General features: G+C 42.3%; 24 protein-coding genes. 8 read left to right on the forward strand and 16 right to left on the reverse strand.

Going from position 1 to position 26,596, the window contains the following annotated elements; translation table 11 throughout:
- The first annotated feature begins 74 nt into the window (after positions 1-74).
- Both mrdA and rsmD read left to right on the forward strand, forming a co-directional pair.
- Positions 75-2,099: a penicillin-binding protein 2 gene (gene mrdA / locus F972_RS03005; RefSeq protein ID WP_004675866.1), complete on the forward strand. Its 2,025-nt coding sequence runs from the start codon at positions 75-77 to the stop codon at positions 2,097-2,099.
- Positions 2,099-2,647: a 16S rRNA (guanine(966)-N(2))-methyltransferase RsmD gene (gene rsmD, locus F972_RS03010; protein ID WP_004755796.1), complete on the forward strand. Its 549-nt coding sequence runs from the start codon at positions 2,099-2,101 to the stop codon at positions 2,645-2,647. The genes mrdA and rsmD overlap by 1 nt, the downstream gene beginning before the upstream one ends.
- On the opposite strand, the gene F972_RS03015 is transcribed toward rsmD, so the two are convergent.
- Positions 2,644-3,051 carry a hypothetical protein gene (locus tag F972_RS03015; RefSeq protein WP_004763907.1) on the reverse strand — a complete coding sequence of 136 codons (408 nt, stop codon included), beginning with the start codon at positions 3,049-3,051 and terminating at the stop codon, positions 2,644-2,646. The two genes, rsmD and F972_RS03015, sit on opposite strands and share 4 nt — an antisense overlap.
- Before the next feature lie 326 nt (positions 3,052-3,377).
- Here F972_RS03015 and F972_RS03020 point away from each other — a divergent pair, with 326 nt between their 5' ends.
- From F972_RS03020 to F972_RS03030, 3 genes are all read left to right on the forward strand, one after another.
- Positions 3,378-4,406 carry an IS701 family transposase gene (locus F972_RS03020; RefSeq protein WP_081399028.1) on the forward strand — a complete coding sequence of 343 codons (1,029 nt, stop codon included), beginning with the start codon at positions 3,378-3,380 and terminating at the stop codon, positions 4,404-4,406.
- An 88-nt stretch (positions 4,407-4,494) separates the two neighbouring features.
- Positions 4,495-4,842: a hypothetical protein gene (locus tag F972_RS03025; RefSeq protein WP_004681322.1), complete on the forward strand. Its 348-nt coding sequence runs from the start codon at positions 4,495-4,497 to the stop codon at positions 4,840-4,842.
- Between the two features lie 41 nt (positions 4,843-4,883).
- Entirely contained in the window at positions 4,884-5,519 is a 636-nt protein-coding gene (locus F972_RS03030; protein ID WP_004681323.1) for a DUF2238 domain-containing protein, read from the forward strand.
- 32 nt (positions 5,520-5,551) lie between these two features.
- On the opposite strand, the gene sohB is transcribed toward F972_RS03030, so the two are convergent.
- From sohB to F972_RS03065, 7 genes are all read right to left on the reverse strand, one after another.
- Entirely contained in the window at positions 5,552-6,514 is a 963-nt protein-coding gene (gene sohB / locus F972_RS03035) for a protease SohB (protein ID WP_004681324.1), read from the reverse strand.
- A 146-nt stretch (positions 6,515-6,660) separates the two neighbouring features.
- Positions 6,661-7,575 carry a phosphate ABC transporter ATP-binding protein PstB gene (gene pstB / locus F972_RS03040; protein ID WP_004681325.1) on the reverse strand — a complete coding sequence of 305 codons (915 nt, stop codon included), beginning with the start codon at positions 7,573-7,575 and terminating at the stop codon, positions 6,661-6,663.
- Positions 7,576-7,589: 14 nt separating this feature from the next.
- Positions 7,590-8,984, reverse strand: coding sequence for a phosphate ABC transporter permease PstA (gene pstA / locus F972_RS03045; RefSeq protein WP_004681326.1), 1,395 nt, complete (start codon positions 8,982-8,984; stop codon positions 7,590-7,592).
- Positions 8,981-10,360: a phosphate ABC transporter permease subunit PstC gene (gene pstC / locus F972_RS03050; protein WP_004681327.1), complete on the reverse strand. Its 1,380-nt coding sequence runs from the start codon at positions 10,358-10,360 to the stop codon at positions 8,981-8,983. The genes pstA and pstC overlap by 4 nt, the downstream gene beginning before the upstream one ends.
- A gap of 99 nt (positions 10,361-10,459) precedes the next feature.
- Positions 10,460-11,491 carry a substrate-binding domain-containing protein gene (locus F972_RS03055; protein WP_004681328.1) on the reverse strand — a complete coding sequence of 344 codons (1,032 nt, stop codon included), beginning with the start codon at positions 11,489-11,491 and terminating at the stop codon, positions 10,460-10,462.
- A 298-nt stretch (positions 11,492-11,789) separates the two neighbouring features.
- A complete protein-coding gene (locus tag F972_RS03060) occupies positions 11,790-13,322 on the reverse strand; it encodes a pyridoxal phosphate-dependent decarboxylase family protein (protein WP_004681329.1) in 1,533 nt (510 codons plus the stop codon).
- 3 nt (positions 13,323-13,325) lie between these two features.
- Positions 13,326-14,696 (reverse strand): diaminobutyrate--2-oxoglutarate transaminase, encoded by a 1,371-nt coding sequence (locus tag F972_RS03065; protein ID WP_004681332.1) that lies wholly within the window; start codon positions 14,694-14,696, stop codon positions 13,326-13,328.
- A gap of 466 nt (positions 14,697-15,162) precedes the next feature.
- On the opposite strand from F972_RS03065, the gene F972_RS03070 reads away from it, so the two are divergent.
- Positions 15,163-15,864 carry an SIMPL domain-containing protein gene (locus F972_RS03070; RefSeq protein ID WP_004681333.1) on the forward strand — a complete coding sequence of 234 codons (702 nt, stop codon included), beginning with the start codon at positions 15,163-15,165 and terminating at the stop codon, positions 15,862-15,864.
- A 58-nt stretch (positions 15,865-15,922) separates the two neighbouring features.
- On the opposite strand, the gene F972_RS03075 is transcribed toward F972_RS03070, so the two are convergent.
- Together F972_RS03075 and F972_RS03080 are read right to left on the reverse strand one after the other, a co-directional pair.
- Complete coding sequence (locus tag F972_RS03075) at positions 15,923-17,017, reverse strand: fatty acid desaturase family protein (protein ID WP_004763914.1); 1,095 nt, start codon at positions 17,015-17,017, stop codon at positions 15,923-15,925.
- A 14-nt stretch (positions 17,018-17,031) separates the two neighbouring features.
- Complete coding sequence (locus tag F972_RS03080; protein ID WP_004763916.1) at positions 17,032-18,099, reverse strand: ferredoxin reductase; 1,068 nt, start codon at positions 18,097-18,099, stop codon at positions 17,032-17,034.
- A gap of 269 nt (positions 18,100-18,368) precedes the next feature.
- On the opposite strand from F972_RS03080, the gene fabR reads away from it, so the two are divergent.
- Both fabR and dps read left to right on the forward strand, forming a co-directional pair.
- The gene (gene fabR, locus F972_RS03090; RefSeq protein WP_004763917.1) at positions 18,369-19,067 is read left to right on the forward strand and encodes an HTH-type transcriptional repressor FabR; all 699 of its coding nucleotides are present in this window, start codon (positions 18,369-18,371) and stop codon (positions 19,065-19,067) included.
- A gap of 220 nt (positions 19,068-19,287) precedes the next feature.
- Positions 19,288-19,785: a DNA starvation/stationary phase protection protein Dps gene (gene dps, locus F972_RS03095; protein ID WP_004763918.1), complete on the forward strand. Its 498-nt coding sequence runs from the start codon at positions 19,288-19,290 to the stop codon at positions 19,783-19,785.
- Positions 19,786-19,850: 65 nt separating this feature from the next.
- Here the strand turns inward: dps and rapA are convergent, their stop codons facing one another.
- From rapA to F972_RS14990, 6 genes are all read right to left on the reverse strand, one after another.
- A complete protein-coding gene (rapA, locus tag F972_RS03100; RefSeq protein ID WP_004763919.1) occupies positions 19,851-22,688 on the reverse strand; it encodes an RNA polymerase-associated protein RapA in 2,838 nt (945 codons plus the stop codon).
- Between the two features lie 143 nt (positions 22,689-22,831).
- Positions 22,832-23,476 (reverse strand): RluA family pseudouridine synthase, encoded by a 645-nt coding sequence (locus tag F972_RS03105; RefSeq protein WP_171062615.1) that lies wholly within the window; start codon positions 23,474-23,476, stop codon positions 22,832-22,834.
- Positions 23,477-23,627: 151 nt separating this feature from the next.
- The gene (gene hemL / locus F972_RS03110; protein ID WP_004763922.1) at positions 23,628-24,935 is read right to left on the reverse strand and encodes a glutamate-1-semialdehyde 2,1-aminomutase; all 1,308 of its coding nucleotides are present in this window, start codon (positions 24,933-24,935) and stop codon (positions 23,628-23,630) included.
- A 51-nt stretch (positions 24,936-24,986) separates the two neighbouring features.
- Positions 24,987-25,598 (reverse strand): thiamine phosphate synthase, encoded by a 612-nt coding sequence (gene thiE, locus F972_RS03115; RefSeq protein WP_004681344.1) that lies wholly within the window; start codon positions 25,596-25,598, stop codon positions 24,987-24,989.
- A gap of 182 nt (positions 25,599-25,780) precedes the next feature.
- Entirely contained in the window at positions 25,781-26,404 is a 624-nt protein-coding gene (locus tag F972_RS03120) for a hypothetical protein (protein ID WP_004763924.1), read from the reverse strand.
- Positions 26,405-26,451: 47 nt separating this feature from the next.
- Positions 26,452-26,596, reverse strand: a 145-nt coding sequence (locus F972_RS14990) for an integrase core domain-containing protein (RefSeq protein WP_004763925.1), incomplete at its 5' end; no start/stop codon positions are given.

Here is a 26,596-nt window from a genome sequence, read left to right on the forward strand (position 1 = left end):
CAGTATGATCATTCAACTTACGTTAAAATAGCCAATCGCTCCATTCTTTTATTTTGTAATTAAGTCGACACCGTATGAAACAGCACTTTCCTTTAAAAAACATGCAACAAGAAAAGCGCATTTACAAGGGTCGAATCTTTTTTGCAATCTTTATTGTCGTGATCTGTCTGCTCATCCTGATCTGCCGCTATGCCTATTTGCAGATTGTGCACTATGACGACTTCACCACCGCCTCGGACAAGAACCGAATCCGCCTGCAACCACTGGCCCCTGCCCGTGGTTATATTTATGACCGCAATGGCGTGCTTTTGGCCGACAACTATCCCGTGTTTACCGCCACGCTCAGCCGTGCGGATGTCAGCGATATAGATGACACAATCAACCGCCTGATTCCTGTACTGGGCCTAACGGAAGAAGACGTTGAACGCTTTAAGAGTCGGGTGAAAACGGCACGGAAAACTGAGCGGATTGCCATCAAGCTAAACCTGAATGAAGCGGATATTGCCAAATTCAGTGAAGTGAAATATGCCTTTCCTGGGGTAAAGATTGAAACGCAAATGACCCGCTATTACCCGCATGGAGAGCTTTTCGCGCATGTGCTGGGTTATGTGGGCCGTATTAATGATAAAGAACTAAAATCTATTGACAAGGATTTATACGCAGGCACCAACCTAATTGGTAAAATTGGAGTGGAAAAAAGCTACGAAGAATTATTGCATGGTACCCCAGGCTACGAATCGGTAGAGGCCGATGCACATGGCAATATCCTGCGTAACCTGGGACGAAAGGCGCCGATTCGCGGCAATGACCTGTATTTGTCGATTGACTATGGCCTCCAGATGGTCGCGGCACAACAATTGGCGGACCGCCGTGGGGCAATTGTGGCCATGGACCCACGTACTGGTGAAATTCTGGCACTGGTTTCCAGTCCCAGCTTCAATCCCAATTTATTCGTAACGGGCATTAGTTCGAAAGACTATAGTGGTTTACGCGATAATTTAGACCAGCCACTTTATAACCGTGCGGTTCAGGGTGTCTATCCTCCTGGTTCAACCATTAAACCAATGTTTGGACTAGGTGGGATTCATTATGGTTTGGTTGACTGGGGAACTGCGATTTCCGACCCAGGCTATTTCAACTTACCTGGTGACAGTCACCGCTTCCGTGACCATAAAAAAACGGGACATGGTGCGGTCAACCTGCATAAGGCCGAAGTGGTCTCCTGTGACACCTATTTCTATATCCTGTCCTACCGCATGGGTATCGAAAAAATGAATGACTGGATGCGCCAGTTTGGTTTCGGGGAAAAGACAGGTGTTGACCTGCCAAGTGAAAGCAGTGGTTTATATCCAAGCCCTGAGTGGAAAATGCGTACCCGCAAATCCAAGTGGTTAAAAGGTGAAACCATTTCGGTCAGTATTGGTCAGGGTGCATTTACCGCAACACCATTACAACTGGCAATGGCAACGGCAATTACAGCGAACAAAGGGTCACACGTCACCCCTCACGTGTTGCGGGACAATAAGGGTGCAAAAAAATTCACGGTGCACAATGCCCCTGATGGTAAAATTCAGTTCAATGGGACAGAACAGGACTGGCTGAATATGCATGCAGCCATGATTGATGTCATCCAAACAGGAACAGGTCGAGGCATTAAAGGTGGCCTACAGTATTCAATTGCTGGAAAAACAGGTACAGCCCAGGTCAAGAGTATCGCACAGGGCAAACGCTACAATGAAGCGGCCTTATCCTCAAGACAATGGGACCACGGTTTATTTGTCGGCTTTGCACCAGCAGACACCCCTGAGATTGCGATTGCCGTGGTATGGGAAAATGGTAAGCATGGTGGTTCCGCAGCGCAACTAGCGCGCCCAGTTTTCGATTACTGGTTAGTGACACGCAACAAGAATCCGCTGCGCCCTGCAAACCATCAGGTGAGTGGCGGCTTAATGACAGCAGGCATCAAGCCAAGCGAATTGCCAAGCGGCAATACCACTGCACCAACAACGGCGCAAGCCTCACTGCCAATACCCCCTACGGTGACCCCTGCCCCAGCAGTTACCCCACCACCACAGCCAGCCGATGGAATCACTGAATAATGAAGAACCAATTACGCATTATTGGGGGTGAATGGAAACGACGTTCCCTGCCCTTTGCCAGTATTGAGGGTTTAAGGCCAACCCCTGACCGTGTCCGTGAGACCTTGTTCAACTGGCTGATGTGGGATATCCAGAATGCACAGGTGCTGGACCTATGCAGTGGTTCGGGCGCCCTCGGTTTTGAAGCGCTCTCGCGTGGCGCAGCAAAAGTGGTGATGATTGAACCCAACCCAACTCAGGCACGTTTTTTAAAGGATAATATCCAGTTATTAAAAGCGGAAAATTGTCAGTTGATGATCTCAACCGCGCAGCAGGCATTAGTGAAATTACACAGTGGCTTTGATGTAGTGTTTCTTGATCCACCCTACAGCCTTGATTTATGGCAAGAGCTTGCCGAGTTGACTGAACCATTGATTAATCCGAACGCCTATATTTATGTTGAGGCAGACCGTGACCTGTCACAGCTAAAACTTCCAGCCAGTTGGCAAAAAATCAAGGAAACCAAGGCAGGTATGGTACGTGCAGGTTTATATCAAAAGATGGTCTAAAATATTCGCAACCAGAAAAAGCGAACCAACTGCCCCCGATCAAATGGAAAGCTGGACAAGTACTCATAGCCAATTCGGTTGGTTGGATTCAGTTGGTAGATGATGCCATATCCCAATGAAACTGAAAAATCATCCAGAGATAAGTTACTGGTGTCACCTGTCAGCATTTTATGGTTAAACTGGTTGGTTTGATAGGCGGTATAATTGTAAATACGCCAGCGCTCACCCTGAAAAAACAGGTTATGCAGAATTGAATAATCTGTTTTCTCTTGCTGTGGATAGGCTGAGTCAAACATTTCTTCAGCATCATCATTGACCGCTGTAAAAAAATTATAATCCCCTGCATGACAGATACAGGAGAAAAATAAAATAAAACAGGATAAAAGTGCTGATTGACTACGCATAGCATGTTGAATTAATTCGATGAAGAATGAGCATAACCTGTCCCAGAAAGTTTAAGCAAATGGAACACACTCATTCACATCCCTTTTTTCCGCCTTGCGTATCTTCACATTCTGCTCCTCAAACTGATTGTTATATAAATTTTTCATTTTTGTTTTCTCAATTATATTACATGATTAAAATCAAATATATAGAAAAAAATATGCGTTTCATCTCAAAACTGGATTTTATGTCGTACGATTTAAGTCATTTAATTGCTTATGTTAGACATATAGGACTTACGCATTGACGGATTCAAAAAAGTATTAAAATACTTTATAACGTATCTGTGATCAGACGAACTAAACATGCTTCTACAGCAACTTGTACATTACCCATTTATATGGGCTTTCTCATGACAGAACCGAACTCTATTAGCTGCACACAACTTGCCGAGACTTATAATATCTCGCATGATAGTGTAAATCGCTTTCTAGAGCGTGAAGACTACACACCTCACGACCTATATCAAGAAGCAATTCAACATATTGATAATAATAAACTTATAGTCAGTATTGATGATACTGTTTTAGATAAACCGTATAGTCAGCATATGGACTTGGTTAGCTATTTTTGGTCAGGCAAACACCACCGATCCGTCAAGGGTATTAATCTCATTACCTTGTATGCGACAGATCAAAATGGTCAAAATATTCCAATTAATTTCCGAATTTATGACAAATCTGAGGGTAAAACCAAGAATGATTACTTTATGGATATGTTAAGTGAAGTACTCAGTTGGGGTGCAAAGATTCAATTTATTACAGGTGATAGTTGGTATTCATCGACTGGAAATCTAAAAACCATAAGAAAACATGGTATTCGATTTATGTTTGGTATCGACTGTAACCGTAAGGTTTCCCCAGAAAAAGGACAATGGTTTCAACTGCGTTTATTGCCGAATTTCCATCAGGGTCAAGTGGTCTGGCTCAAAGATTTTGGCTTTGTACAATTATTTAAGACTCAGTTAAAAGAACAGCAGAGGTTTTATATTGTGCATCAAGATGAAGATGATTTATTGTCCTTTGAGGGTTTTCATGAATTACATTCAAGTCATTGGAAAATAGAACAATATCACCGAGTGATTAAACAGGTTTGTCATATTGAAAAGTTTCAAGTAAGACGGTCTAAACTGATTTTGAATCATATTTTTTCAGCCTTGATGGCCTACGTTGAGATACAAAAGAACCAGTTTGAGCGGATCTTTGAAAATGTATATCGTTGGCAGAAGAAATTATTTAGACCAATGATCAAAAACTTCATTGATGACTTTATTCTCGATAAAAATCATCTGCTACCACAGAGAGTCTATAAATAACAGTGCGTAAGTCCTAACATAATTAATTTATTTCCAGAATAAATTCTATATACAATAACAATCTTTAAAAATTTTTATTCTAAATATCATGAAGATCTTATTCGTGCTGATTGTGATTGCCCAATTAACAGGATGTGTATTTGGACAATCAAGTGAAGTTAAACGTGCTGAAAAAATTTTGCAGCGTTTCCAGTGTAAAAACGTGGAGACCAGTCAGCTTGCGACTTCCTCCATTACCAATTTTTATCAACAGACACTTGCCGCAAACAAGGACAAAGCCAGCACCTATATTGAACAGTATAAAAATGGCGAGGATCTGTTTGACATTCCACTCGATGAAGTTGTACAACAAAAGTACCAGCTCTATCTTCAGGCTTGTCAGGCGCTTGGCGGTGTTGCAGCATCACCTTTAATACCAGATTCAACTGAACAATGATAAATTACCCTGCCTGATGATTTTTTCTTCTCGGATGTGGCATGATTGAAAAACAACTTGGCTTAAAACATTATATTGCGCTTGGGATCATCGCCCTTGCCGTGGCAATTGCCAGCATACAGCCGCTTGAGCTTGAGTCCTATCTCCTGCATCAGGTGGGCACTGTGTTTATGCTGGTCGTGCTGATCATCAGCATGAAAAAAATAGGCATGCATTTTTTCAGTTTTTGTTTGTACCTGCTTTTTCTATTCATCCATATTGTTGCGGCCCATTATTTGTACTCCTATGTGCCTTACAATGAATGGTTAAAGTCCCTATTTCATTTTGACCTGAATCAGACAATGGGCTGGTCTCGGAACATGTATGATCGACTGGTGCATTTTGCTTATGGATTATTGCTTTACCCATTTTTTCTCCGTTGTTTTCAGGTCTGGTTTCCTACCGCAAAACCATTGACCTTGTTCCTGCTGGTGATCCAGTTTGTGATGGCTTCCAGTATGCTCTATGAGTTGCTCGAATGGGGACTATCCATTGGCTTGTCGCCTGAAGATGCGGAAAACTATAATGGACAGCAGGGAGATATGTGGGATGCACACAAGGATATGTTTCTGGCCACAATCGGATCAATCCTTACAGGGCTGCTCTATTTAGGCAGAAGCAAAAGAAAAGCACCTTAAACAGGTGCTTTTCTTTGATCAGGACAAATTGATTAAAACTTAGGATCACGCATCTGAACCAAGGTGCTGTTTGCCTTGGCGAGGCTATCAGCGATTTTACCCATCACCGTTGGAATCAGGGTCTCAGCCATTTGTGCCGCCTGCAAACCCAGTTTTTCACCAAATGTAGGGCGTTTGCGGGTATTGATCACATAGACATCATGTTGTGACAAAAGACTGAGTAAATATTCATCCGAGGTCTGTAATTTATCCACCAGATTTAATGCACGTGCATCTTCACCATACCAGTGCTCACCTGTTGCAACCTTTTCAACGTTGAGTTGTGGGCGGTATTTTTCAATAAAGTGCTTAAACAGCACGTGGGTCTGCTGTAATTCCTCTTCAAACTTGGCCTTACCCTCAGCAGTATTTTCACCAAACATGGTTACGGTGCGTTTATATTGACCAGCAGTGTACAGTTCAAAGTCCACATTATGCTGTTTCAATAAACGGTTAAAGTTCGGCACCTGTGCAACCACACCAATTGAACCCACCACGGCAAACGGTGCTGAAACAATTTCATTGGCAATACATGCCATCATGTAGCCGCCACTGGCAGCAACCTTATCAACACAAATCGTCACATGAAAACCCGCATCACGTAAACGAACCAATTGAGCCGCAGCCAAACCATAGCCATGCACCATTCCACCTGCGCTTTCCAGACGTACAATCACACGGTCATGTCCAGCTTTGGCGGTTGCCAAAATTAGGGTAATCTCTTCACGCAGGGTATCGACCGCAGAGGCCTGAATATCACCCTTGAAATCTAAAACGAAGATTTTCTGGTCATTTTTCTTACGAACCTTGGCTTCTTTAGCAAGCTGCTGAACCAGTTGTAATAATTCCAAACGGGATGCTGTTGTTTGCGCAATTTTTTTTCTTTGTTCATTCACACGCGCATTTAAATGGCTAATACGAATTTCAGCAGGAAATTTAGGTAAATGGAATAACATAAAGTAAGTGCTCTTGAGTTCGTCTTTATGCCTCTAAGATGTGGTCTGTTCAATAAAAATTCAATAGCGTTTTTGCAAAATAGATTCATTTTCATCTGTATCATAAAAAAAGAGCCCGTAGGCCCTTTGATATATACGGGATGGTATCAACCAAAACGCCCTGTAATATAGGCTTCAGTCAATTGATGGTCAGGCTGAGTAAACACTTTCTCAGTCGAGTTGACTTCAATCAGGTCACCCAGATGGAAATAAGCGGTACGATCAGACACACGCGCTGCCTGTTGCATGGAGTGGGTCACGATTGCAATAGTGAATTGCTCTGAAAGCTCTGAAATAAGCTCCTCGATCTTAGCTGTTGCGATTGGATCTAATGCCGAACACGGTTCATCCATCAAAATCACTTCAGGGCTGACCGCAATGGTACGCGCAATACATAAACGCTGTTGCTGGCCGCCAGACAAACCTGTTCCTGGCTGGCTTAATCGGTCTTTGACTTCATCCCACAGACCTGCTTTACGCAGACTATTTTCAACAATTTCTTCCAGATCATATTTGTCACGTGCCAGGCCATGCAATTTCGGGCCATAGGCAACATTGTCAAAAATTGATTTTGGAAATGGGTTTGGCTTCTGGAACACCATCCCTACCTGTGCGCGCAGCAATACCACGTCAAGGTTAGGATCATAGATGTCCTGATTATCCAGTGTCACCTTACCTGTCACACGACAGCTATCAATCGTATCATTCATACGGTTTAAGGTACGCAGGAATGTTGATTTACCACAACCCGATGGACCAATGAACGCAATCACTTCATTCTGGTAAATATCCAGGTCAATACCCTTGATTGCTTCAGTTTCACCATAATAAACATGAACATCCTTGGTACTGATTTTCACTTCACTGGTTTTTGGCTTTTTATTTGAAGAAGCCGTTTCAAACTGAGAGACAAATGCAGTATTTGATTGCTGAACTTGCGCTTCAGATGACGTAAATTCTGTTTGTTGTGGATTCACTGATTTATCCTTTTCTACGGCGTTCATAATATCAATCGTATTCATTGTACTCTCCTCTATTACCAACGCACTTCAAATTTCTTACGGAGCCAGATTGCAAGGCTGTTTAAACCAATCAAGAGGGCAAGCAACACAATAATCGCTGCCGCGGTACGCCCCTCAAAGAAATTGCGCAATTCATTACCCTGCCATAAATACACCTGTACTGGCAATGCGGTTGCCTGTTCCAATGGTGTGGTCGGAATGCTGGCAACGAAAGCACTCATACCAATCAACAATAATGGTGCAGTCTCACCCAGCGCATGTGCAATCCCAATGATTGCACCAGTCATAATCCCTGGCAATGCAAGTGGCAATACATGATGAAAAACGGTTTGAACTTTTGATGCACCAAGACCCAGAGCAGCCTGACGAATCGATGGTGGCACCGCTTTTAATGAGGCGCGCGTGGTAATAATCACGGTAGGCAAGGTCATAAGACTCAGTACCAAACCACCCACCAGTGGCGCAGATAAAGGCAACTGCATCCAGCCAATAAAGATTGCCGCACCCAGCAGACCGAACACAATCGATGGAACTGCTGCCAGGTTGTTGATGTTCACTTCAATGATGTCGGTCATCATGTTCTTTGGCGCGAACTCTTCAAGATAGATTGCACTCGCCACTCCAATTGGAATCGAGATGATGATGACAATCAGCATCATGAACAATGAACCCATGAATGCCCCAGCCAAACCACTGCTCGCAGGTGAACTGCGTGAATCTGGGCTAAAGAACAGATTGGTATTGAACGTATTGGCAATAATCCCCTCTGCCTTTAACTTATCTGCAAGCTGGCGCACTTCTGGCTCAAGCTGTTGCTGGTCATCAGGCAGGTTACGGTCAATATTTCCAGCTAGCCAGACATCCACATTGGCATCAGCCAGAAACTTAATCTCCTGCTTGCTTCCAATCAGGGCTGGATTTGCTAACACCATGTCACGTAAACGGTACGCTTCAGAACTGGTGTACAAGCCACTTAAATAATCACGCTGATCTTCAAGCGATTTATCTTTTGAAACGATGCCATTCACGATCAGGGCATCCCAGTCCACCATACCCATTTCAGTTTGCCAGGCCACCATTCGCTCTTCAAACTGCGCGGGGGTTTCACCTGCCGTCTGCTTTGGTTTTGCACCAACATTAATAATCGCTGGGTCAAAATAAACTGGAACAGTTATGCTGCTTTGCCAGAAAGATGGCAGACCTTTTGCCAGAATACTACCAAACAGCAAGGCAACAAATGCAAGGCCAATCACCACTGCCGAGAAGCCAGCAAAACGGAACGCCTTTTCTTTGCGGTGGCGCTTTGCCAAAGAACTTTGGATTTTTCTTTTGCGCTGTTCACGTTGTTCAGCAGCCACTTGTGGATCAAATACGTTCTGATCCAGAGGAGATGTATTTGATGAACTCATTCGTATTGCTCACGATATTTGCGCACGATGTACAGTGCAATAATGTTTAAACCCAAAGTAATTACAAACAAAGTCAGACCTAGGGCAAATGCAACTAAAGCTTGCGGACTTGCAAAATCTGTATCGCCTGTCAATTGCTTAACGATTGTTACGGTAACTGTAGACACGGCTTCTAAAGGATTCGCATGCAGTAATGGGCTATTCCCAGCGGCTAAGACCACGATCATCGTCTCACCAACTGCACGAGAAACGGCAAGTAAAAAAGCACCTGTGATACCTGGTAAAGCGGCTGGGAGAACAACTTGACGAATTGTTTCAGATTTTGTCGCACCCAAACCTAGCGAACCATCTCGCAATGCACGAGGTACTTGCGTAATAATGTCGTCGGATAAAGATGAGACAAATGGGATGATCATAATTCCCATGACAAAACCAGCAGTTAATGCACTTGTTGCGTTGATGTTCACACCGATGCTTTCACCGACCATCTTAAAGAATGGGCCAATCACCATGAGTGCAAACACACCGTAAACAATCGTCGGAATACCCGCTAGAACTTCAATTGTTGGTTTAGCCCAAGAACGTAAGCGAGAGGAAGCGTATTCCGCTAAATAAATCGCAATCATCAAGCCCACAGGTACAGCAACGAGTAGTGCTATACCACTCACCATCAAAGTCCCCCAAATTAATGGGAGAATACCGTAGCTACCTTCGGCATTACCTGTGGTACTAAAGCCAGGGTTCCACTCTGTTCCGAAGAAGAAATCAACAGGACTTACAAATTTGAAAAAGTGTAATGCTTCACTAAGCATTGAAAGAACGATACCAACAGTTGTAAGAATCGCTACCCCAGAACAAAGGATCAAAGCAACATTGATAGCTTTTTCAACTTGGTTACGGGCACGATATTGTTGACTTACATGACGTTTAGCCCAAACAAGACCCGCCAATGCAGCACTAATCACTACTGCAAATTTTGCAAATGAACCAATCGTTTGGAATTTTGCTAACTGCTGTGCAGCAGCAACTTCATAAGCAGCGGCTTGATCAGTTACCCCGAATCCTGAAGCAATTGCTTTAACACGATCAATAAGAACATCACGACCAGCTTCATCTAAAGTTGAGCTAATCGATGAAGGAATATTATTAAAAATAATATGTTGTAAAACGCTTGGTTCAACCAAGTTCCAAATCATCAAAATTAAAAAAGCAGGAATACCACACCACAAAGCAACTAAAGCCCCGTAATAAACTGGACGTGAATGTAGTGTTACTGAGTTATTTCCCTTACCTGCTAGGTTACGGCTTTTACTCAGCCCAATTTGATATGCAATTGCCACAAGGGCTAATAACACACCGATAAGTAGCAGATTCATGTAATCTCCACGTTTTCTCAATTTTCATGATTTGAAAAAACTTAGTTAGACAAAAAAGGCTGATGAACCTAAGTCGCACCAGCCTCCCTTTTAACAATATTACTTAACTGTTTTACCCGCTTTGAAATCAGCTAGAACTGTTGCACGTTCTTTATCGCTTAGAGGAATCAGGCCAGCTTTTTCCAGTTTAGAACCTTTACCAGAAATTTTCTTGTTAAGGAAAAACTCTGGATACTGAGCTAAACCTTTGATTGATTTTAAGTGTTCGCCTTTCACATAGAAGTAAAGTGCACGAGATACTGGATATTGACCACTTAAAACAGTTTTCTCAGAAGGTAATACACCATTTACTGTTGCAACACGTAATTTATCGCGGTTTTGATCATAGAAACCTAAACCAAATACGCCTACTGCATTAGGAGAAGTTTTTAAACGAGCTAGTGTTTCAGTGTAATCACCTGCAATTTCAATCACACGACCATCTTTACGGAAGTTTGAACATGCTTTTTTCTGTTCTTCTTTATCTAAATTTTTGAAATAAGCAAATGATTCACAACCCGCTTCAACCATTTTTTCTTGGAACACTTCACGCGTACCATGGTTTGTTGCTGGAATAACTAAGGTAATCGGTTCATTTGGTAAGTCATCATCAATTTGGTTCCATCGTGTATATGGGTTTGGAACCAATTTACCACCTGAAGGAAGCTGTGCAGCCAATGCAGTAAATACATGTGCTGGATCTAAGTTATAAGCACCCTTTCGTGAGTTAGACGCAAATACAATACCGTCATAACCAATTTTGATTTCTTGCACTTGATTTACGCCTGCTTTTTTACATGCAGCAAGCTCTGAATCTTTGATTTTACGTGAAGCATTTGCAATATCGATGGTATTATCACCAACACCTTGACAGAATTGCTTTAAACCACCTGAAGTACCACCCGAACCAACAACGGGTGCCTTGAATTGTGGGAAAGTATTACCAAACTCTTCTGCAACGATACTTGCATAAGGCAACACAGTGGATGAGCCAGCAATTTGAATCGTATCACGAGCTGCATTTGCAGTCGTTACTACGGTTGCCCCAGATACAGCTAATGCAATTGCGATGTGACGTGGATTTAAGCGCATTCGATTTACTCTCATTGATGCAATTTGATTTACAACGCTCTGAATGAAGTGTTGTACTTTGTTTAATTGCATTTTGAGTGGATAATATGACAATTAGGTGACAACTTTATGACGCTTTTATGATGTTAATAACTGTAAGGTAGACAAGAGCATTATTGGCTATTTTTTAACTCATTATCTACAGTTTTATAATCACCTTGTTTCTAATGATTTATAGCAAAATGATTAAAAACAACTCATTACAGATCGAATATAAAAAAGACCGCCTAAGCGATCTTCTTTTCTACATAACACCCGATTAATCAATCGGCGGTGTATAGGTACCATCTGCAATCGAATCCTTAATACGATCGGCTTCTGCCAACACAAGTGCAAGCAAGTTTTGAACGTTTTCAAGCGTTGCAACTGGGCTTAAAGTGGTCATTTTCAATGATTGAACATTACCCACTTTGGTTACACCGATATTCGCTTCACCACGTGCAAACAATTCATCTGCCACGTTCTGGTTCAAGCTATCAACAAAATCAGTTGGATAACCTTCTGGCACCACACGGAACAGGACTGAGGCGAATTGTGGTTCAACCAACAATTCAAGACCCGCTGTTGCTTTAATATAATCTGCAACTTCACGTGTTAATTTCACACCATGGTCAATCATTGAACCATAAAGCTCTTCGCCTAATGCTTCAACTGTCATCCACAATTTCAATGCATCAAAACGACGAGTCGTTTGTAAAGATTTAGACACAAGGTTAGGTACACCATGTTCTTCATCATAAGCAGAGTTTAAGTACTCCGCTTCATAATGCATAAAGCGATAGTTTGCTTCGTCTTTCAACAGGAAAGCGCCACAGCTAATGCTTTGGAAATAATGCTTATGGAAATCAAGTGTGATTGAGTCTGACAATTCAATTCCATCAAGCATTGCACGATGATCATTTGAAAGAATCAGCGCACCACCCCAAGCAGCATCAATATGCATCCACGAACCAAATTTATTGGTAATTTCACGGATTTTCTTGAGTGGATCAATTGCACCAGCATCTGTCGTACCCGCTGTTGCAACAACACACGCGACGATTTTGCCTTCAGACTGAAGATGTGCCATGGTTTTTTCGAGTGCATCGACATCCATTTGCGCATTATCATTGACAGGAACAGTCACGACTGACTGGAAGCCCATCCCCATCATTGCCATGTTCTTTTGCACAGAGAAGTGTGCATTTTCAGAACAAATGACTTTGACGTTTTTCATTGCTTCTGCTGGAATACCATCACGCTGAACCGACCATGGCTTACCATTTTCGTCTTTCCAGTTTTTCGAGATACACCAGTCACGTGCAAGCAATACACCCATCAAGTTTGACTGTGTACCACCCGAAGTGAACACACCTGCTTGACCTGCACCATAGCCCACTTTTTGACGTAACCAATCAATAAGCTGAACTTCCATCAATGAACCTGCTGGGCTTTGATCCCATGAATCCATAGATTGGTTCGTTGCATTGATTAACACTTCCGCAATTTGGCTCATCACCATCGTTGGGCAATGCAAATGTGCAAGTGAGTGCGGATGATGTACTTTTAAACTTTTGTTGAGGAAAAGCTCAATCATACGTTGTAATGATTGTTGTACACCTAAACCTTCTTTCGATGGATGAAAAGAAATTGCTGCTCGCAAATCTTTAATGCTTCCACCTGTGTACATTTTATCATTTTGCAACCATGCTGAAACGGCTTTAACCGCTTCGCCCATTGCTGACTGATAGTCAGCAATGGATTGTGCATCATTGCAGAGTAACGCTTTACGATGTTCTGCAAAATCAACCATGGATTAGCCTCGTACTGCTTTTAAAGCTTCTGCAATCGCTTTTTTGAAGCGTGCAACTACTTCAACACATTCGTCTTGATTGATGATAAGTGGGCAAAGTAAACGAATTACCGTACCGTTACGACCACCTTTCTCGAGTAAAAGTTTATTGTTGAAACAAGCTGTTTGAATTGCCGCAGCTAATTGTGCATCAGCAGGAAGTGAACCCATATGGTCAGCTGGTTTACGTTCATCAACAATTTCAACGCCGATCATCAAACCACGACCGCGGACATTACCGATACATGGGAATTCTTGAGCTAACTTTTTGAATTCAGCTTGTAAGAAGTCACCACGCTCTTGCGCATTTTTAGCTAGGTTTTGTTCAGAAATAGTTTTTAGAACCATTAAACCTGTACCCATTGCCAACTGGTTGCCACGGAAAGTACCCGTGTGACCTGCTGGCTGCCAAGCATCAAACTTACGCTTAATACCAAGCACTGCTAATGGTAAACCACCACCTACAGCTTTTGACATCACCACAACATCAGGCTCGATACCTGCATGTTCAAAGGCAAACATTTTACCTGAACGTGCAAAACCAGCTTGAACTTCGTCCAAAATTAAAACGATGTTGTGCTTTTCAGTCACTTCACGAATTTTTTGTAACCACTTAACAGGTGCAGTTACGACACCGCCTTCACCTTGAATTGCTTCAAGAATCACAGCAGCAGGTTTCGTTACACCACTTTCAACATCTTCGATGAAATTTTCAAAGAAGTAAGTCAAAGCATCAACACCCGCTTCACCACCTAAACCAAGTGGGCAACGATATTCATGTGGATAAGGCATAAACTGAACGCCAGGCATAAGACCATTCACGGCATTTTTAGCACTCAGGTTACCTGTCATCGACAGTGAACCATGAGTCATACCGTGGTATCCACCTGAAAAACTGATCACTGAGCTACGACCTGTATAGGTTTTTGCCAGTTTGATGGCTGCCTCAGTTGCATCTGCACCAGATGGTCCACAGAACTGTAAGCAATATTCTTCTTTACCGCCTGGCAAGTAAGCCAAAAGTGCTTCAGTAAAAGCATCTTTTAAAGGAGTCGTTAAGTCTAAAGTATGCAAAGGCAAGCCACTTGCCAATGTATCTTGAATACTTTGAATCACCGCAGGATGATTATGACCTAAAGCCAATGTTCCTGCCCCAGCTAAACAGTCGAGGTATTGAGTACCCTCAACATCTGTAACCCAGCAGCCCTGTGCTTTCGCTATCGCTAACGGTAATTTACGTGGATAACTACGAACATTTGATTCCATCTGACTTTGGCGAGTCAAATAATATTCGTTGGATGCATTAGCGGCAGGGTTTACGGAAGTAACGCTCATATCGAATTACCATCTCTGATATGGGTAAAAGAAATAAGTCTGGTGACTTGCGGTCGTTTGACTCGGTGCTTTTTAGAATCTAGTGCAGACAAAATGTTTTATGTCTTTCAACTAGGTGCGAGATGATACCTAATTTTGAAAGAAAATAAACACTTTTTATGCCTGACATTCATCTAATATTATTGAAAAAATATTTCTTTCAATTAACTATGATGAATTATCATCATACTATGTGACAAGTGAAAGAAAGTATGCTTTTTTTATTTGCAGTTTGTATTTTAGATAAATGGTCAAACACTTTTAACTAACACATTATTTTTTAATCAGTTTTATTTATTTTTCTGTTGCAAAACCACCCTAATCCATTACAAAGACACCACAAAATATGCAAAAGTTCGCCATCCGTTGTTTCTAATATCAGACTTGTAAAAATAAATGTTTAATACCAAATTTTAAGGAATTTTTTATGCGTACTTTAGCACTTGCAACATTAATGATCGGAGCTGCACTTAGCCCAAGCCTTTTTGCTCATGAGACTGAAAACTTGAACTATAATATTGTGAATATCCAAGCAGATGCAGCACGCCAAGTTGCGAATGACGAAATGCGTGCAGTTCTCTATATTGAGAAAAGCCACAAGCAACCTGCTGAGCTTTCGAATCAAATCAATCAACTGATGAATCAGGCACAGGCGATTTCGCGTAAATATTCACAGGTCAAGGTCGAAACTGGTGCGCAAAGTACCTACCCTGTTTATGACAATGACAGCAGCAAGTTAAAGGAATGGCGTGCCCGTGCTGAAATTCAGCTTGAAAGTAAGGACTTTAAGGCGGCAAGCCAGTTGATTAGCGAGTTGCAGCAAAGCTTCCAGACCCAATCCATCAATTTCACCGTATCGGATGAACAGCGCAAGAAAGTTGAAAATGAGTTGATGATTGAGGCATCTAGAAACTTCCAGCAACGTGCACAGGCGATTACTCAGGCATGGAATAAAACCCAATATAATCTGGTCAGTTTAAACCTAAATACCAGCAACTATTTCCCACAACCAATGATGCGGGGTGGCATGGCAAAATTTGCGATGGCGGAAGCTGCACCTGCACAGGACATGGCGGCGGGTGAATCAAAAATCACGGTTAGCGCCAATGGGTCGATTCAGTTTAAATAATTCGAAAGTTGAACTGACCTCAGCATAAGGGCGAACACAATTCGCCCTTATGCTCTAATCACTTTTTAAAAGGCAGCGCATATTTAAAAATACGTCCGACCACTTCACCAAACTGTTTGACAAAGCTGGCATTGTTGTAATTTAAGCCATATTTTTTACATACCGCTTCAACTTTCGGTGCAATTTGGCGATAACGGCGTGCAGGGATATCAGGAAATAAGTGGTGCTCAATTTGATGACTCAAATGTCCCGTCAAAATGTGAAATGCTTCCGAGCCAGTCAAATTGGATGAACCACGAATCTGGCGCATGTACCAATGCCCACGACTTTCATTTTCCAACACGGTTTTCGGAAATACTTCGACATCACCAGTGAAATGGCCGCAAAAAATAATGCTAAAGGTCCAGATATTACGCAGACCATTGGCAACTAAATGACCGGTAAATACTGGAATCGCCGCAGGCCCTGCCACTAATGGGAAAAACACATAATCTTTAAACAGCTGCTTGGTGATTTTAGTTTGTACAGGCTGCCAATCTCGTTTAAATTCGGCTATGGTTTTACGCTTATACAATACCTTACCAACTTCAAGGCTTTGAATGGCAACGCCCCATTGGAACAATAGGCTAAATGGTAGAATATAAATGGGTTGAATTAAGGTAAACTTAGTCCAGCGTTGTTCTGGAAATAAACGAAATACTCCATACCCTACATCATCATCCATGCCTTTCACATTGGTATAGGTATGGTGCTTATAGTTATGGGTTTGTCGCCAGTTATCCGAGGTGCCAACCGTGTCCCACTCATAGGTTAGACCATTAAATTTAGGGTCATTCATCCAGTCATACTGCCCATGCATGACATTATGGCCCAATTCCATATTTTCCATGATTTTGCCAAAACTAAGTAAACCTGTACCCAATAGCCATGCAGGCGGAAACCATCCAGCAAACAGTAAGGCACGACCTAAGAAACTACTATAGCGGACTGATGAATAAACACGGCGAATGTATTTAGCATCTTTCTCGCCCAAATCGTCCAGAACTTCCTGCTTGATTTGATCCAGCTCTCTGGCAAAAGCAGCCAGTTCGGCTTCGGTTAAATTACGATTTTTAGGATTTTGAAAAAATTGATATTTTACAGGCATATTCATATTGTCATTCTCGCTTATAGATCAATCACAAGATCAGATTGAGCTGAATTTACGCAAATCTTGAGTAACTGGCTTGGCTCGTGGTTTGCTGAATCATTGAGCAAGTTTCTGGTCGAACCTTGTGCCTTGGTGCAGGCACACTTATTACAGATTCCCATACGGCAACCATGCTTTGGCTTGATCCCCTGATGTTCCAAACTGCTTAGAATCGACTGGCCTTTTGGAATGGCGATGGTCTTGTTGGATTGTGTCAATGTGACATTGATAAAACCCGTATCAGTTGCATCTATATCAAACTGGCTTAGACCAAAAGCTTCGGTCTGGATTGAGGCGGCATGCTTAAACAATGTTTCCGCCATTGCCACAAAGCCTGATGGGCCGCAGGCATAAACTGTGGTTTCATTTAAAGATTTAAGTTGATTAACGTGAGACTGGTTTAAGCGTTGATCCTGTTCCTGCGTATAAAAAATCTGATAAGTAAAATTCGGAAAGTTTTCAGCAACCTCTTTTAGGTACTCAGCATAAGCCGCATCTTCATGCGTTTTCACCCAATACATCAATTGCACAAATATGGCTTTAAGCTGTCTGGACTGACAGAAAGCCTCAATCAAGCTCAGCATTGGTGTAATGCCACTACCTGCTGCAAGTAACAATAGCCTTGGTGTTTGAACCTGCTGCTGCATTTCACCATAAGGCTGTCCCAAACGCAGAATATCACCTGTTTGACTTTGATCGACCAACCAAGAACTGACCAGACCTTGATCAACTTTTTTCACCGTTAGGCAGAGATGGTCTGCATCGACCTGCATCAGGCTATAGGTTCTTTCGTAATGACGACCTGCAATTTCCACCGTCACAGGATGATGCTGACCTGCAACACCACGTTGCACATGGCGGTTACATTGCAATATCAGGCTCACCATATCCTTTGCCACAATTTGTTTTTTTACGACTTTAGCAAGTGGTTGATTCATCGACCATAAGGGGTTGATTTTCTGTAACCAAAAATTGGCATCATGACTGTTCATGACGCTTTGAGCCATTGAGTTAAACAGGGAAGCCCTCTTTTCGATTGCTTGCATGCGCAGTTACTCTAATTGTTTTCTTAATTATTATACATATGTATATTTATTTGTATATACACTTGTATATTTATTCAAAAAGAATTGTAAACAGGATTTTTTACAAAATGTTTACCATAAAATGAAAGGTGCGCAGTCAAGGGCAGTGTCTTGCAGACATGCAGCTTTCCCTGTTTCCCACAGTGGAAAGCAGCCCCGATTGATTTACATTTCACAAGCCCATCGACAATCGCTATAATCCCAAGCAGCTTATTTATATTTTGAAAATGATGGTTCATTCTTCTGTTTTACCACCCAGTCCCAAACCAGCAACAGATGAACAGGATCTTATTGCCATAAAATCTCCTGTACGTTCGGTTGGCCGAAAAGCCACCATTAGCAAAGAAGAGTTATTTCAAGCCACTCTGAACCTAATTGGCCCACAAAAGAGCATCTCTTCCCTGAGTTTAAGGGAAATCGCGCGTGAGGCGGGCATTGCACCCAATAGTTTTTATCGTCATTTTAGGGACATTGATGAACTCGCAATCGCCCTGATTGATCGGGCAGGCTTGGTACTGCGTAAAATCATTCGTGAAGCACGCCTACAGGCGGTATTGCAACATAGTATTATCCGCAGTTCAGTCGAAGTTTTTATTCAGCTTCTGGATGCGGATGAAGGTTATTTGGGCTTATTGTTACGTGAAAGCTATACGGGTTCAACTTCCTATAAAGAGGCTGTAGACCGCCAGCTTTCATTCTTCCAGCAAGAGTTGCACGAAGACCTGATTCGTCTGGAACAGATCAACAATAACAGTCACATGCCCCATGCGGATATTGCCGCTAAAGCCATCACCCAACTGGTGTTTAACATGGGTGCGAAAGTGATTGACCTGTCTGCTGAACAACGGATTGAAGTCGCAGAACAAACCATGCTCATGATCCGTATGATCCTGACAGGTGCCCGCCATTTAACAGAAGAACCGCTCTAGTTTTATGTTTCCGTGTGGTGCAGCCCTTATTAGTACCACACTCAATCGACCCACTTACATTTCTTCCCACATTCCCTTCTTTGTATTTCGCACAGTATTCAAACTGATACAAAAGCAGTCAAAATCTAAACATTCAGGCGTATTCAACGGCGTAAAATAGTTATCGAAATAAATGATTTTGATCCATTTTCATGCTTATTAAAATTGAAATGAGGTAACTATGAGTTCTTCAGCAGCGAAAGCTTTAAAAGTTTATACACGTAATAATTTAGATGACTCCATTAAAGAAGCAACGGTCAAAATATTAAATCAAATACTTGCAGATCTTATTGATTTGTCCTTGCTCACCAAGCAGGCCCACTGGAATATGCGTGGTAGCAACTTTATTGCCGTGCATGAAATGCTGGATATGTTCCGTACTTCGTTGATTACCCATCTGGACAATGTGGCTGAACGTGCGGTACAAATTGGCGGTACCGCATTGGGAACGACCCAAACGGTATCGCAAACATCACATTTAAAACCGTATCCTGTGGAAATCCATGCGGTACAGGATCATTTAAAAGAACTTGCCGATCGGTATGGCGTGGTGGCAAACCATTTACGTGACACGATTGATGAGATTCAGGACCCGATTTCTGAAGACATTATCCATGCTGCCCTGGAAGACCTGGATCAATATTTATGGTTCCTTGAAGCCAATATCGAACAAAAGTAATTTCTGTTCAGCAATAGAAAAACGAGGGTCAAATGATCCTCGTTTTTTTATTGCATGGTGATGATTTAAGGTTTGACCACCACCAACACCTGAATCGCTTCTGGAGTCACAGAAAGACCATCTAATAAACTTAGACCCTCTTTCTGGAACTTTTGTAAACGCTCAATTTCATCTTGACGAATACTTGGATTGAATTGCTTAAGATAAGTTAAACGGTCAATTTCATATTGCCATTTACTACTGTAGTGCTCTTTCGCTTGTTGCATCAATTCAGGCAAAGAGGTTTTGGCAATATCTAAAGCTTGTGCGTAACGCTCTTCAATTACATTGCGGCGTGCTTTCACCACCTGACGACAGCTATTGCCATCCAGATGATGCAAATATGGACGTAAAATGCCTGGATCAATCTTGGCAGACAAGTCCTGACCATTTTCACTCAGCAACACACGAATCAACTGTTTTGGCAGGCTTGATGGCAGGTTCAAGGCTTTTGGTGCAACCACATCCACCTTAAACCACACTTCCAGTAACACCGAACCTTGCTTTAATGCATTTGATTTCAGCAAAGCCACATTGGTACTGCCAAATGACTGTGTACGGATCATTTCCATGACACTTTCAATAAATGGATGTTCCAGTGTCAGATATTGTGCATCTTCACGGATTTGCGCCTGATCACGATAGAATGTCGCGGTCATACCCTCTTCGTCTAGAGTTAAACCCTGCACCTGCATCTGGTCGGTTGGCTTGATGATGACCGTACCATTGCTTTGCTCATCAAAGTCAATATTGGTCGATGACATAAAACGCTTTACGAACATTGGTAAAGTCGTATTGTCATCATAATCCTCAAGCGCCTGTACAATGCCCTGCGCCACCACTGGACGACAAGAATTGTACTCAAGCAAACGGTCACGACCTGCCTGTAGTTCTGCTTCCAGAGCCTGACGCTGTACATTGACTTCTTCAAGCAAGTCTTCAAAGGTTTGCCCTTGATCTGCCAATAAGCAGTCTTTCAGTTCAACGATAAAGTTCTCTTGTAGCGTTTGAGCAGTTGGAGAAATATTGCTGAAAATATTCAGTGCTTCGTTATACCAGCGGAACATACGCTCCTGCGCTGTACCGATCAAATATGGCACGTGAATTTGAATGCGGTTTTCCTGGCCAATACGGTCCAGACGGCCAATACGTTGTTCAAGTACGTCAGGGTTTGCAGGTAAATCAAATAAGATCAAGTCACTGGCAAACTGGAAGTTACGTCCTTCTGAACCAATTTCCGAACAGAGAAGAATCTGAGCGCCATAACTGTCTTCGGCAAAATATGCGGCAGCTTGGTCACGCTCTAATAAGCTCATGCCCTCATGGAACATTGCTGTACGAATGCCCGCATGTAAACGTAGGGCATTTTCTAAAGCTTCAACGACAGGTCCACTACGTGCGATCAACAATACTTTTTTGTGCTTGAGATCTTTACGCAGCACTTCCATCAACCAAGGCACACGAGGATCGGTTTCCATCCAAGAACCATCAAGCTGCCCCTCTTCTGGCCACATCTGCTCACGCATTTTGCCATCAAATGACCAGTCTTCTGGGGCTGGTAAAGGCGCTGGCTGGCAATCACGACCTGGGAAACCTTGAATCGCTTCACGTGTGTTACGGAACAGGATACGACCTGTACCATGACGATCCAATAATTCATGAATCGCACGCATACGTTGTTCAGGCTGATCATCAATACGATGACCCAACAAGCCCTCAAGTGCAGCTAAATGCTCTTCTGTTAAAGCCTCATCTGACATCAATACTTCTGCAATTTTCGCAGTTTGCTGGTATTGCTCTTCCTCATCAATGAAACGGTCAAGGCTGCTAAAACGTTGCGGATCAAGCAGGCGTAAACGGGCAAAATGACTTTCTACACCCAGTTGCTCTGGGGTTGCAGTGAGAAGCAACACACCCGCTGTTTGTTCTGCCAGTTCTTCAACCAGATCATAACGATCATTACCGCCCTCTTCCTCACTCCACATCAAATGATGGGCTTCATCAACCACCAGCAAGTCAAAACCTGCTTCCAAAGCCTGTTCACGCAGGTCTTCATGGTCAACCATCAAATCAACACTGGCAATAATACATTGTTCAGTTAAAAAAGGATTGAGATCAGGATCGTGTTCTTTGATCGAAGCAGTACGTGTTAAATCGAAAAGAGAAAATTGCAAATTGAAACGACGGCGCATTTCAATCATCCATTGATACTGCAATGAATCAGGCACTAAAATCAGGATACGTTCTGAACGGCCTGTCTTGAGTTGCTGGTGAATGATCAGGCCCGCTTCAATGGTTTTACCAAGCCCAACCTCATCCGCAAGAAGAACACGGGGCGCAAAGCGCTTACCCACCTCATGCGCGATATAAAGTTGGTGTGGAATCAGGCCAACACGTGCGCCGAGCAAACCACGTAATGGGCTGGTGTGCATTTGAGCCTGCAACAACATGGCCTCAATACGCAGGTCATACCATTCCTTATAATCGACCTGACTGGCCAACAGACGTTCTAAAGGTTTTGACAACTGGATTTGCGCACCAATACGGGTTTCATTCAGTGCCTTGCGTTCCTGTTCGCCATTTGCCAAAGTGCGAACCACATCGTAACGGAGCACGCCATGACGGTCTTCGATGGATTCAACAATCCACTTGATGCCTTCCTGATCCTGAACTTCATCATTCACATTGAAGATGATACGGGATAAAGGCGCATTGTTGCGTGCATAAACACGGGTTTCATCACTTTTGGGGAATAAAATGCTGATAGAACGTTCATCTACATCAATAAGAACGCCTAAACCGAGTTCTGTTTCTGTATCTGATAACCAACGTTGACCAATAGCAAACTGCTGCAATTTTTCCACCTTTATCTCAAGTTAGCCTACATATTGTATTCCGTAGCCCTGATAGGGTTTAAGGTATTTTATGTAGTTTTCAACCATGTATTTTGACACAAAGCACCATCTAATAGCGTGCATCACATCATGTTTCATAAAAAAGTTTTGGGCTAAAACGGTACAGGACAATTGAATGTCAACTGCTGAGCTGTTTTAGGATGAGTGAAGCTTAGTTCTGTCGCATGTAAACACAAACGGTCATAAAGCTGCTGCTGTTCTGGCGTGGCATATAAGGTGTCACCAAGAATTGGATGACCTAAATATTGCATATGCACACGAAGCTGATGGGAACGCCCTGTAATCGGAATCAATTTAACTCGGGTTACTGCTTGTCCTTGAATTTCGAAATGCTCAATGGCTTGCCATTCTGTCAATGCAGGCTTGTGATGTGTTGCATCAACGATATGTAATGGCGGGCGGCTTGGATCATAGATTACAGGGATATCCACTGTGCCCTGTCCCTCTAAATGGCCCGCAACCAATGCCTGATAGATTTTTGCGGTTTGACGATCTTGGAATTGACGTGAAATATTGCTCTGTCCAAATTTGGATAAACCAAACACCAAAATGCCTGAGGTATCTCGATCTAAACGATGAATGAGTAAAGTTTTCGGTTCTAATTTTAATAAACGATTGATCAGACAGTCTTGTAAATCAGGTGTTTTCCCTGGCACCGTCAGCAACCCTGCGGGTTTATGGATGACCATAAAATCTTCATCACGATGAATCAAATGTTCACTTAGAAAATCACTCAAAGTAGCCTTCCAACGACTGGATGAAAACAAGCGGGCAATCATAAAAAGCTTAGACTAGAAATACAATGAAAAAATCGATTTAATTCTAATTTTTTATTCCATATCTAAAAAACACCACAACAATAGTCATGGTGTTTCCTGATATCTGAAATTACGCAGAAGCTTTCATTTCAGCAAATGTTTCTTTTGCAGCTTGAATTGTCTCTGCAATGTCTTGATCAGAGTGTACTGAAGAAATAAAACCTGCTTCAAATGCTGAAGGTGCAAGGTAAACACCACGTTTAAGCATACCATGGAAGAATTTCTTAAATGCACCCACATCACAGGCCAACATCGAATCAAAGCTGGTAATGTCCTCTTGATCGGTGAAATAAAGGCCGAACATACCACCCACCTGCTGGGTTTTAAATGGAATGCCTGCCTCATCTGCCGCCGTCTGTAATCCTGCAAGCAATTTCGCTAACTGTGCCGAAAGCTTGTCATAAAATTCAGGTTCACGAAGATGCTTGAACATGGCAATCCCTGCACGCATTGCCAATGGATTACCTGACAATGTACCTGCCTGATAGACGCCACCCAAAGGTGCGATACATTCCATGATTTCGCGTTTACCACCAAATGCGCCCACAGGTAGCCCCGCACCAATAATCTTACCCAGTGTCACCAGATCAGGCTTCACATTATACAGGGTGTGTGCCCCGCCTAGAGCAACACGGAAACCTGTCATCACTTCATCAATAATAAATACGGATTTGTATTCATCACAGACATCACGAATGGCCTGTAAAAATCCGTCAATTGGTGTAACCAGATTCATGTTGCCTGCCACTGGTTCAATAATTACCCCAGCAATCTCATGACCAAACTTGGCAAAACATTCTTTCAAGGCTTCAATATTGTTATATGGTAGCGTTAAAGTATGTTTGGCAAAATCGGCAGGCACCCCTTTGGAAGTCGGCTCACCTTCACCCAAGGTCAATAAACCTGAACCCGCCTTGACCAATAACGAATCTGAATGGCCATGATAGCAGCCTTCAAATTTTACAATCTTGTCACGACCTGTGTAACCACGCGCCAGGCGAATCGCAGTCATGGTCGCTTCAGTTCCTGAACTGGTCATACGAACCAATTCAATCGCTGGCATGATCTCGCAAATGGTGTCTGCCAAAGTCGTTTCATATACTGTTGGTGCGCCAAAGCTTAAACCATCCTCAGCTGCAGTTTGTACCGCCAGAATAATATCAGGATGGGCGTGACCTAAAATCATTGGTCCCCATGAACCGACATAATCTACATAGCGTTTGCCATCGACATCCCACAAGTATGCCCCTTTTGCCTTTTCAATAAAGACAGGCGTACCACCAACACCGTTAAATGCACGTACAGGTGAATTGACCCCACCTGGAATATGTTTATTTGCTTGTTTAAATAACTGTTCTTGCTTTGGAGATAAACTCATAAAAGACTCAACCTAGAATCGAAGAATAAAATGTCGAAACGATGCAAAAAATTATGCAAATAACTTTGCCCATGCATTTACACGAGCAGGAATTTCAGCTGTTGACCGTCCTAATATATCACTAATTACCGCACAAAGGCTTGCTCCTGCCTCAATGACCACTTGGGAATTTTCAACGGTCAAACCACCAATGGCACATATTGGTACTTTAAACTTCTGCTTTGCTTGTTGAATGACTTCAACTCCAACATTACCTGCTTCAGGTTTAGTTGAAGTGGCATAGACTGCGCCAAATGCAACATAAGTTGCACCTTCAGCAATTGCCTTTTCAGCTAGTTCTAAGCTGTTTAAGCAAGTTCGCCCAATAATCGCCCCCTGTGGTAGACATGCGGCCGCATCAATAATTTCGCCATCAGATTGTCCGAGATGAACACCCAAACCAAATTGTTCTGCCAGCGATAAATCATCATTAATCACAAATGGAACCTGATATTTTTCACACAGGATCTTAATCTGCTCCACTTCAAGCGGCTGATCGGCTTTTGCGATTTTTTTACGACGATACTGCAAAATGGCAATATGTCCTGTTGCCAACGCAAGCTGTAGTTTTTCTAGTAATAATTGGATTGGATCATCATTGGTAATCAGGTAGAGACCGTGCATAAGAAAAGACTCATAAATTTTATCGAACAAGTATAGATCATGAAAATATCATCGGCCATCCCTACATATTTACCTTTATTATGAATATCAACATTATAAATTCCAGTATTTATAAAAAAGCCGCACTGGAGATGCGGCTAAAAGTGTTATGACTATATAATGAGATTACGGGATAAATAAAATTAATAATCGTAAACTTCATCCCAAGTAATGGTCTTGTTAATCACCTGTTTTCCATCACTAGATGCTTGATACATCAAAGTTTTGGCATCATTATTTGCGATTAAGATTGAATAGTTTTTGTCATTGGTTGTATCAACCACTTTCAACTGACCATCGTAGGCATCTGAGTCTTCATCATTAGATTTATATCTAAAAGGATTGATGGTATTGAATTTAGCTGAATAATCTCCAATTTCACTGCCTTTAACCTTAAATATACCCTCAGAACTTAAAGAATATGCCCCATTGCTTCCCTCTTCCTGGAAGCTAGTTTTAAATGCGCTGAGATTATATTCCACTGTCCTTGATTTTTTATTATCGTCAATTTCTGTTGAAACCACTTTCAAGTTGTTGGTTTCAATGGTACCGCTTGTATCATTTGCCGTGCTGGTTACTTTAAGTGCACCATTTACCAAACTGCTTTCCCCATCATCATAACTGATTTTGAAGTCTACATATTGATATTGATTTGTTGAAAGGTTAATGACACCTGAAACCGCAGTATCATCATCAAATAAACCCCTACAATTATTAAAGGTAATTTTATCGCTTGTTTTTACATAGTTGCCTAGAGGTGGTCCCACTTGTTTGAACAACTAAAAGCGTATTTATAAGTGATATTCCGCTCTAGTTAAGCCACCTTGTTTTGTTGGGGTAGCTGATCATAGTAAAACTCATTTGGTGTCATTTTGTCTAGACTCGAATGAGGTCGTTTCAAATTATAAAACTCAAAATATGCACTTAATTGCTTTTTCGCATCTGTGACACTGCTATAA

Origin of the sequence: Acinetobacter sp. CIP 102529 (genome assembly GCF_000368325.1) — a bacterium.
GTDB classification, from domain to species: domain Bacteria; phylum Pseudomonadota; class Gammaproteobacteria; order Pseudomonadales; family Moraxellaceae; genus Acinetobacter; species Acinetobacter parvus.

Bases quoted from the DNA above. Each gene is read 5' to 3' on its own strand.
- F972_RS03080 (WP_004763916.1), bottom strand. From the start codon at position 18,099: ATGCAAGCAATCGAAAAGAGGGCTTCCCTGTTTAACTCAATGGCTCAA.
- F972_RS03055 (WP_004681328.1), bottom strand. From the start codon at position 11,491: ATGCGCTTAAATCCACGTCACATCGCAATTGCATTAGCTGTATCTGGG.
- F972_RS03065 (WP_004681332.1), bottom strand. From the start codon at position 14,696: ATGAGCGTTACTTCCGTAAACCCTGCCGCTAATGCATCCAACGAATAT.
- pstC (WP_004681327.1), bottom strand. From the start codon at position 10,360: ATGAATCTGCTACTTATCGGTGTGTTATTAGCCCTTGTGGCAATTGCA.
- F972_RS03025 (WP_004681322.1), top strand. From the start codon at position 4,495: ATGAAGATCTTATTCGTGCTGATTGTGATTGCCCAATTAACAGGATGT.
- fabR (WP_004763917.1), top strand. From the start codon at position 18,369: ATGGTTCATTCTTCTGTTTTACCACCCAGTCCCAAACCAGCAACAGAT.
- F972_RS03075 (WP_004763914.1), bottom strand. From the start codon at position 17,017: ATGAATATGCCTGTAAAATATCAATTTTTTCAAAATCCTAAAAATCGT.
- sohB (WP_004681324.1), bottom strand. From the start codon at position 6,514: ATGTTATTCCATTTACCTAAATTTCCTGCTGAAATTCGTATTAGCCAT.
- F972_RS03030 (WP_004681323.1), top strand. From the start codon at position 4,884: ATGATTGAAAAACAACTTGGCTTAAAACATTATATTGCGCTTGGGATC.
- mrdA (WP_004675866.1), top strand. From the start codon at position 75: ATGAAACAGCACTTTCCTTTAAAAAACATGCAACAAGAAAAGCGCATT.
- F972_RS03060 (WP_004681329.1), bottom strand. From the start codon at position 13,322: ATGGTTGATTTTGCAGAACATCGTAAAGCGTTACTCTGCAATGATGCA.
- rsmD (WP_004755796.1), top strand. From the start codon at position 2,099: ATGAAGAACCAATTACGCATTATTGGGGGTGAATGGAAACGACGTTCC.
- thiE (WP_004681344.1), bottom strand. From the start codon at position 25,598: ATGCACGGTCTCTACCTGATTACCAATGATGATCCAATCCAATTATTA.
- dps (WP_004763918.1), top strand. From the start codon at position 19,288: ATGAGTTCTTCAGCAGCGAAAGCTTTAAAAGTTTATACACGTAATAAT.
- hemL (WP_004763922.1), bottom strand. From the start codon at position 24,935: ATGAGTTTATCTCCAAAGCAAGAACAGTTATTTAAACAAGCAAATAAA.
- pstA (WP_004681326.1), bottom strand. From the start codon at position 8,984: ATGAGTTCATCAAATACATCTCCTCTGGATCAGAACGTATTTGATCCA.
- pstB (WP_004681325.1), bottom strand. From the start codon at position 7,575: ATGAATACGATTGATATTATGAACGCCGTAGAAAAGGATAAATCAGTG.
- F972_RS03015 (WP_004763907.1), bottom strand. From the start codon at position 3,051: ATGCGTAGTCAATCAGCACTTTTATCCTGTTTTATTTTATTTTTCTCC.
- F972_RS03070 (WP_004681333.1), top strand. From the start codon at position 15,163: ATGCGTACTTTAGCACTTGCAACATTAATGATCGGAGCTGCACTTAGC.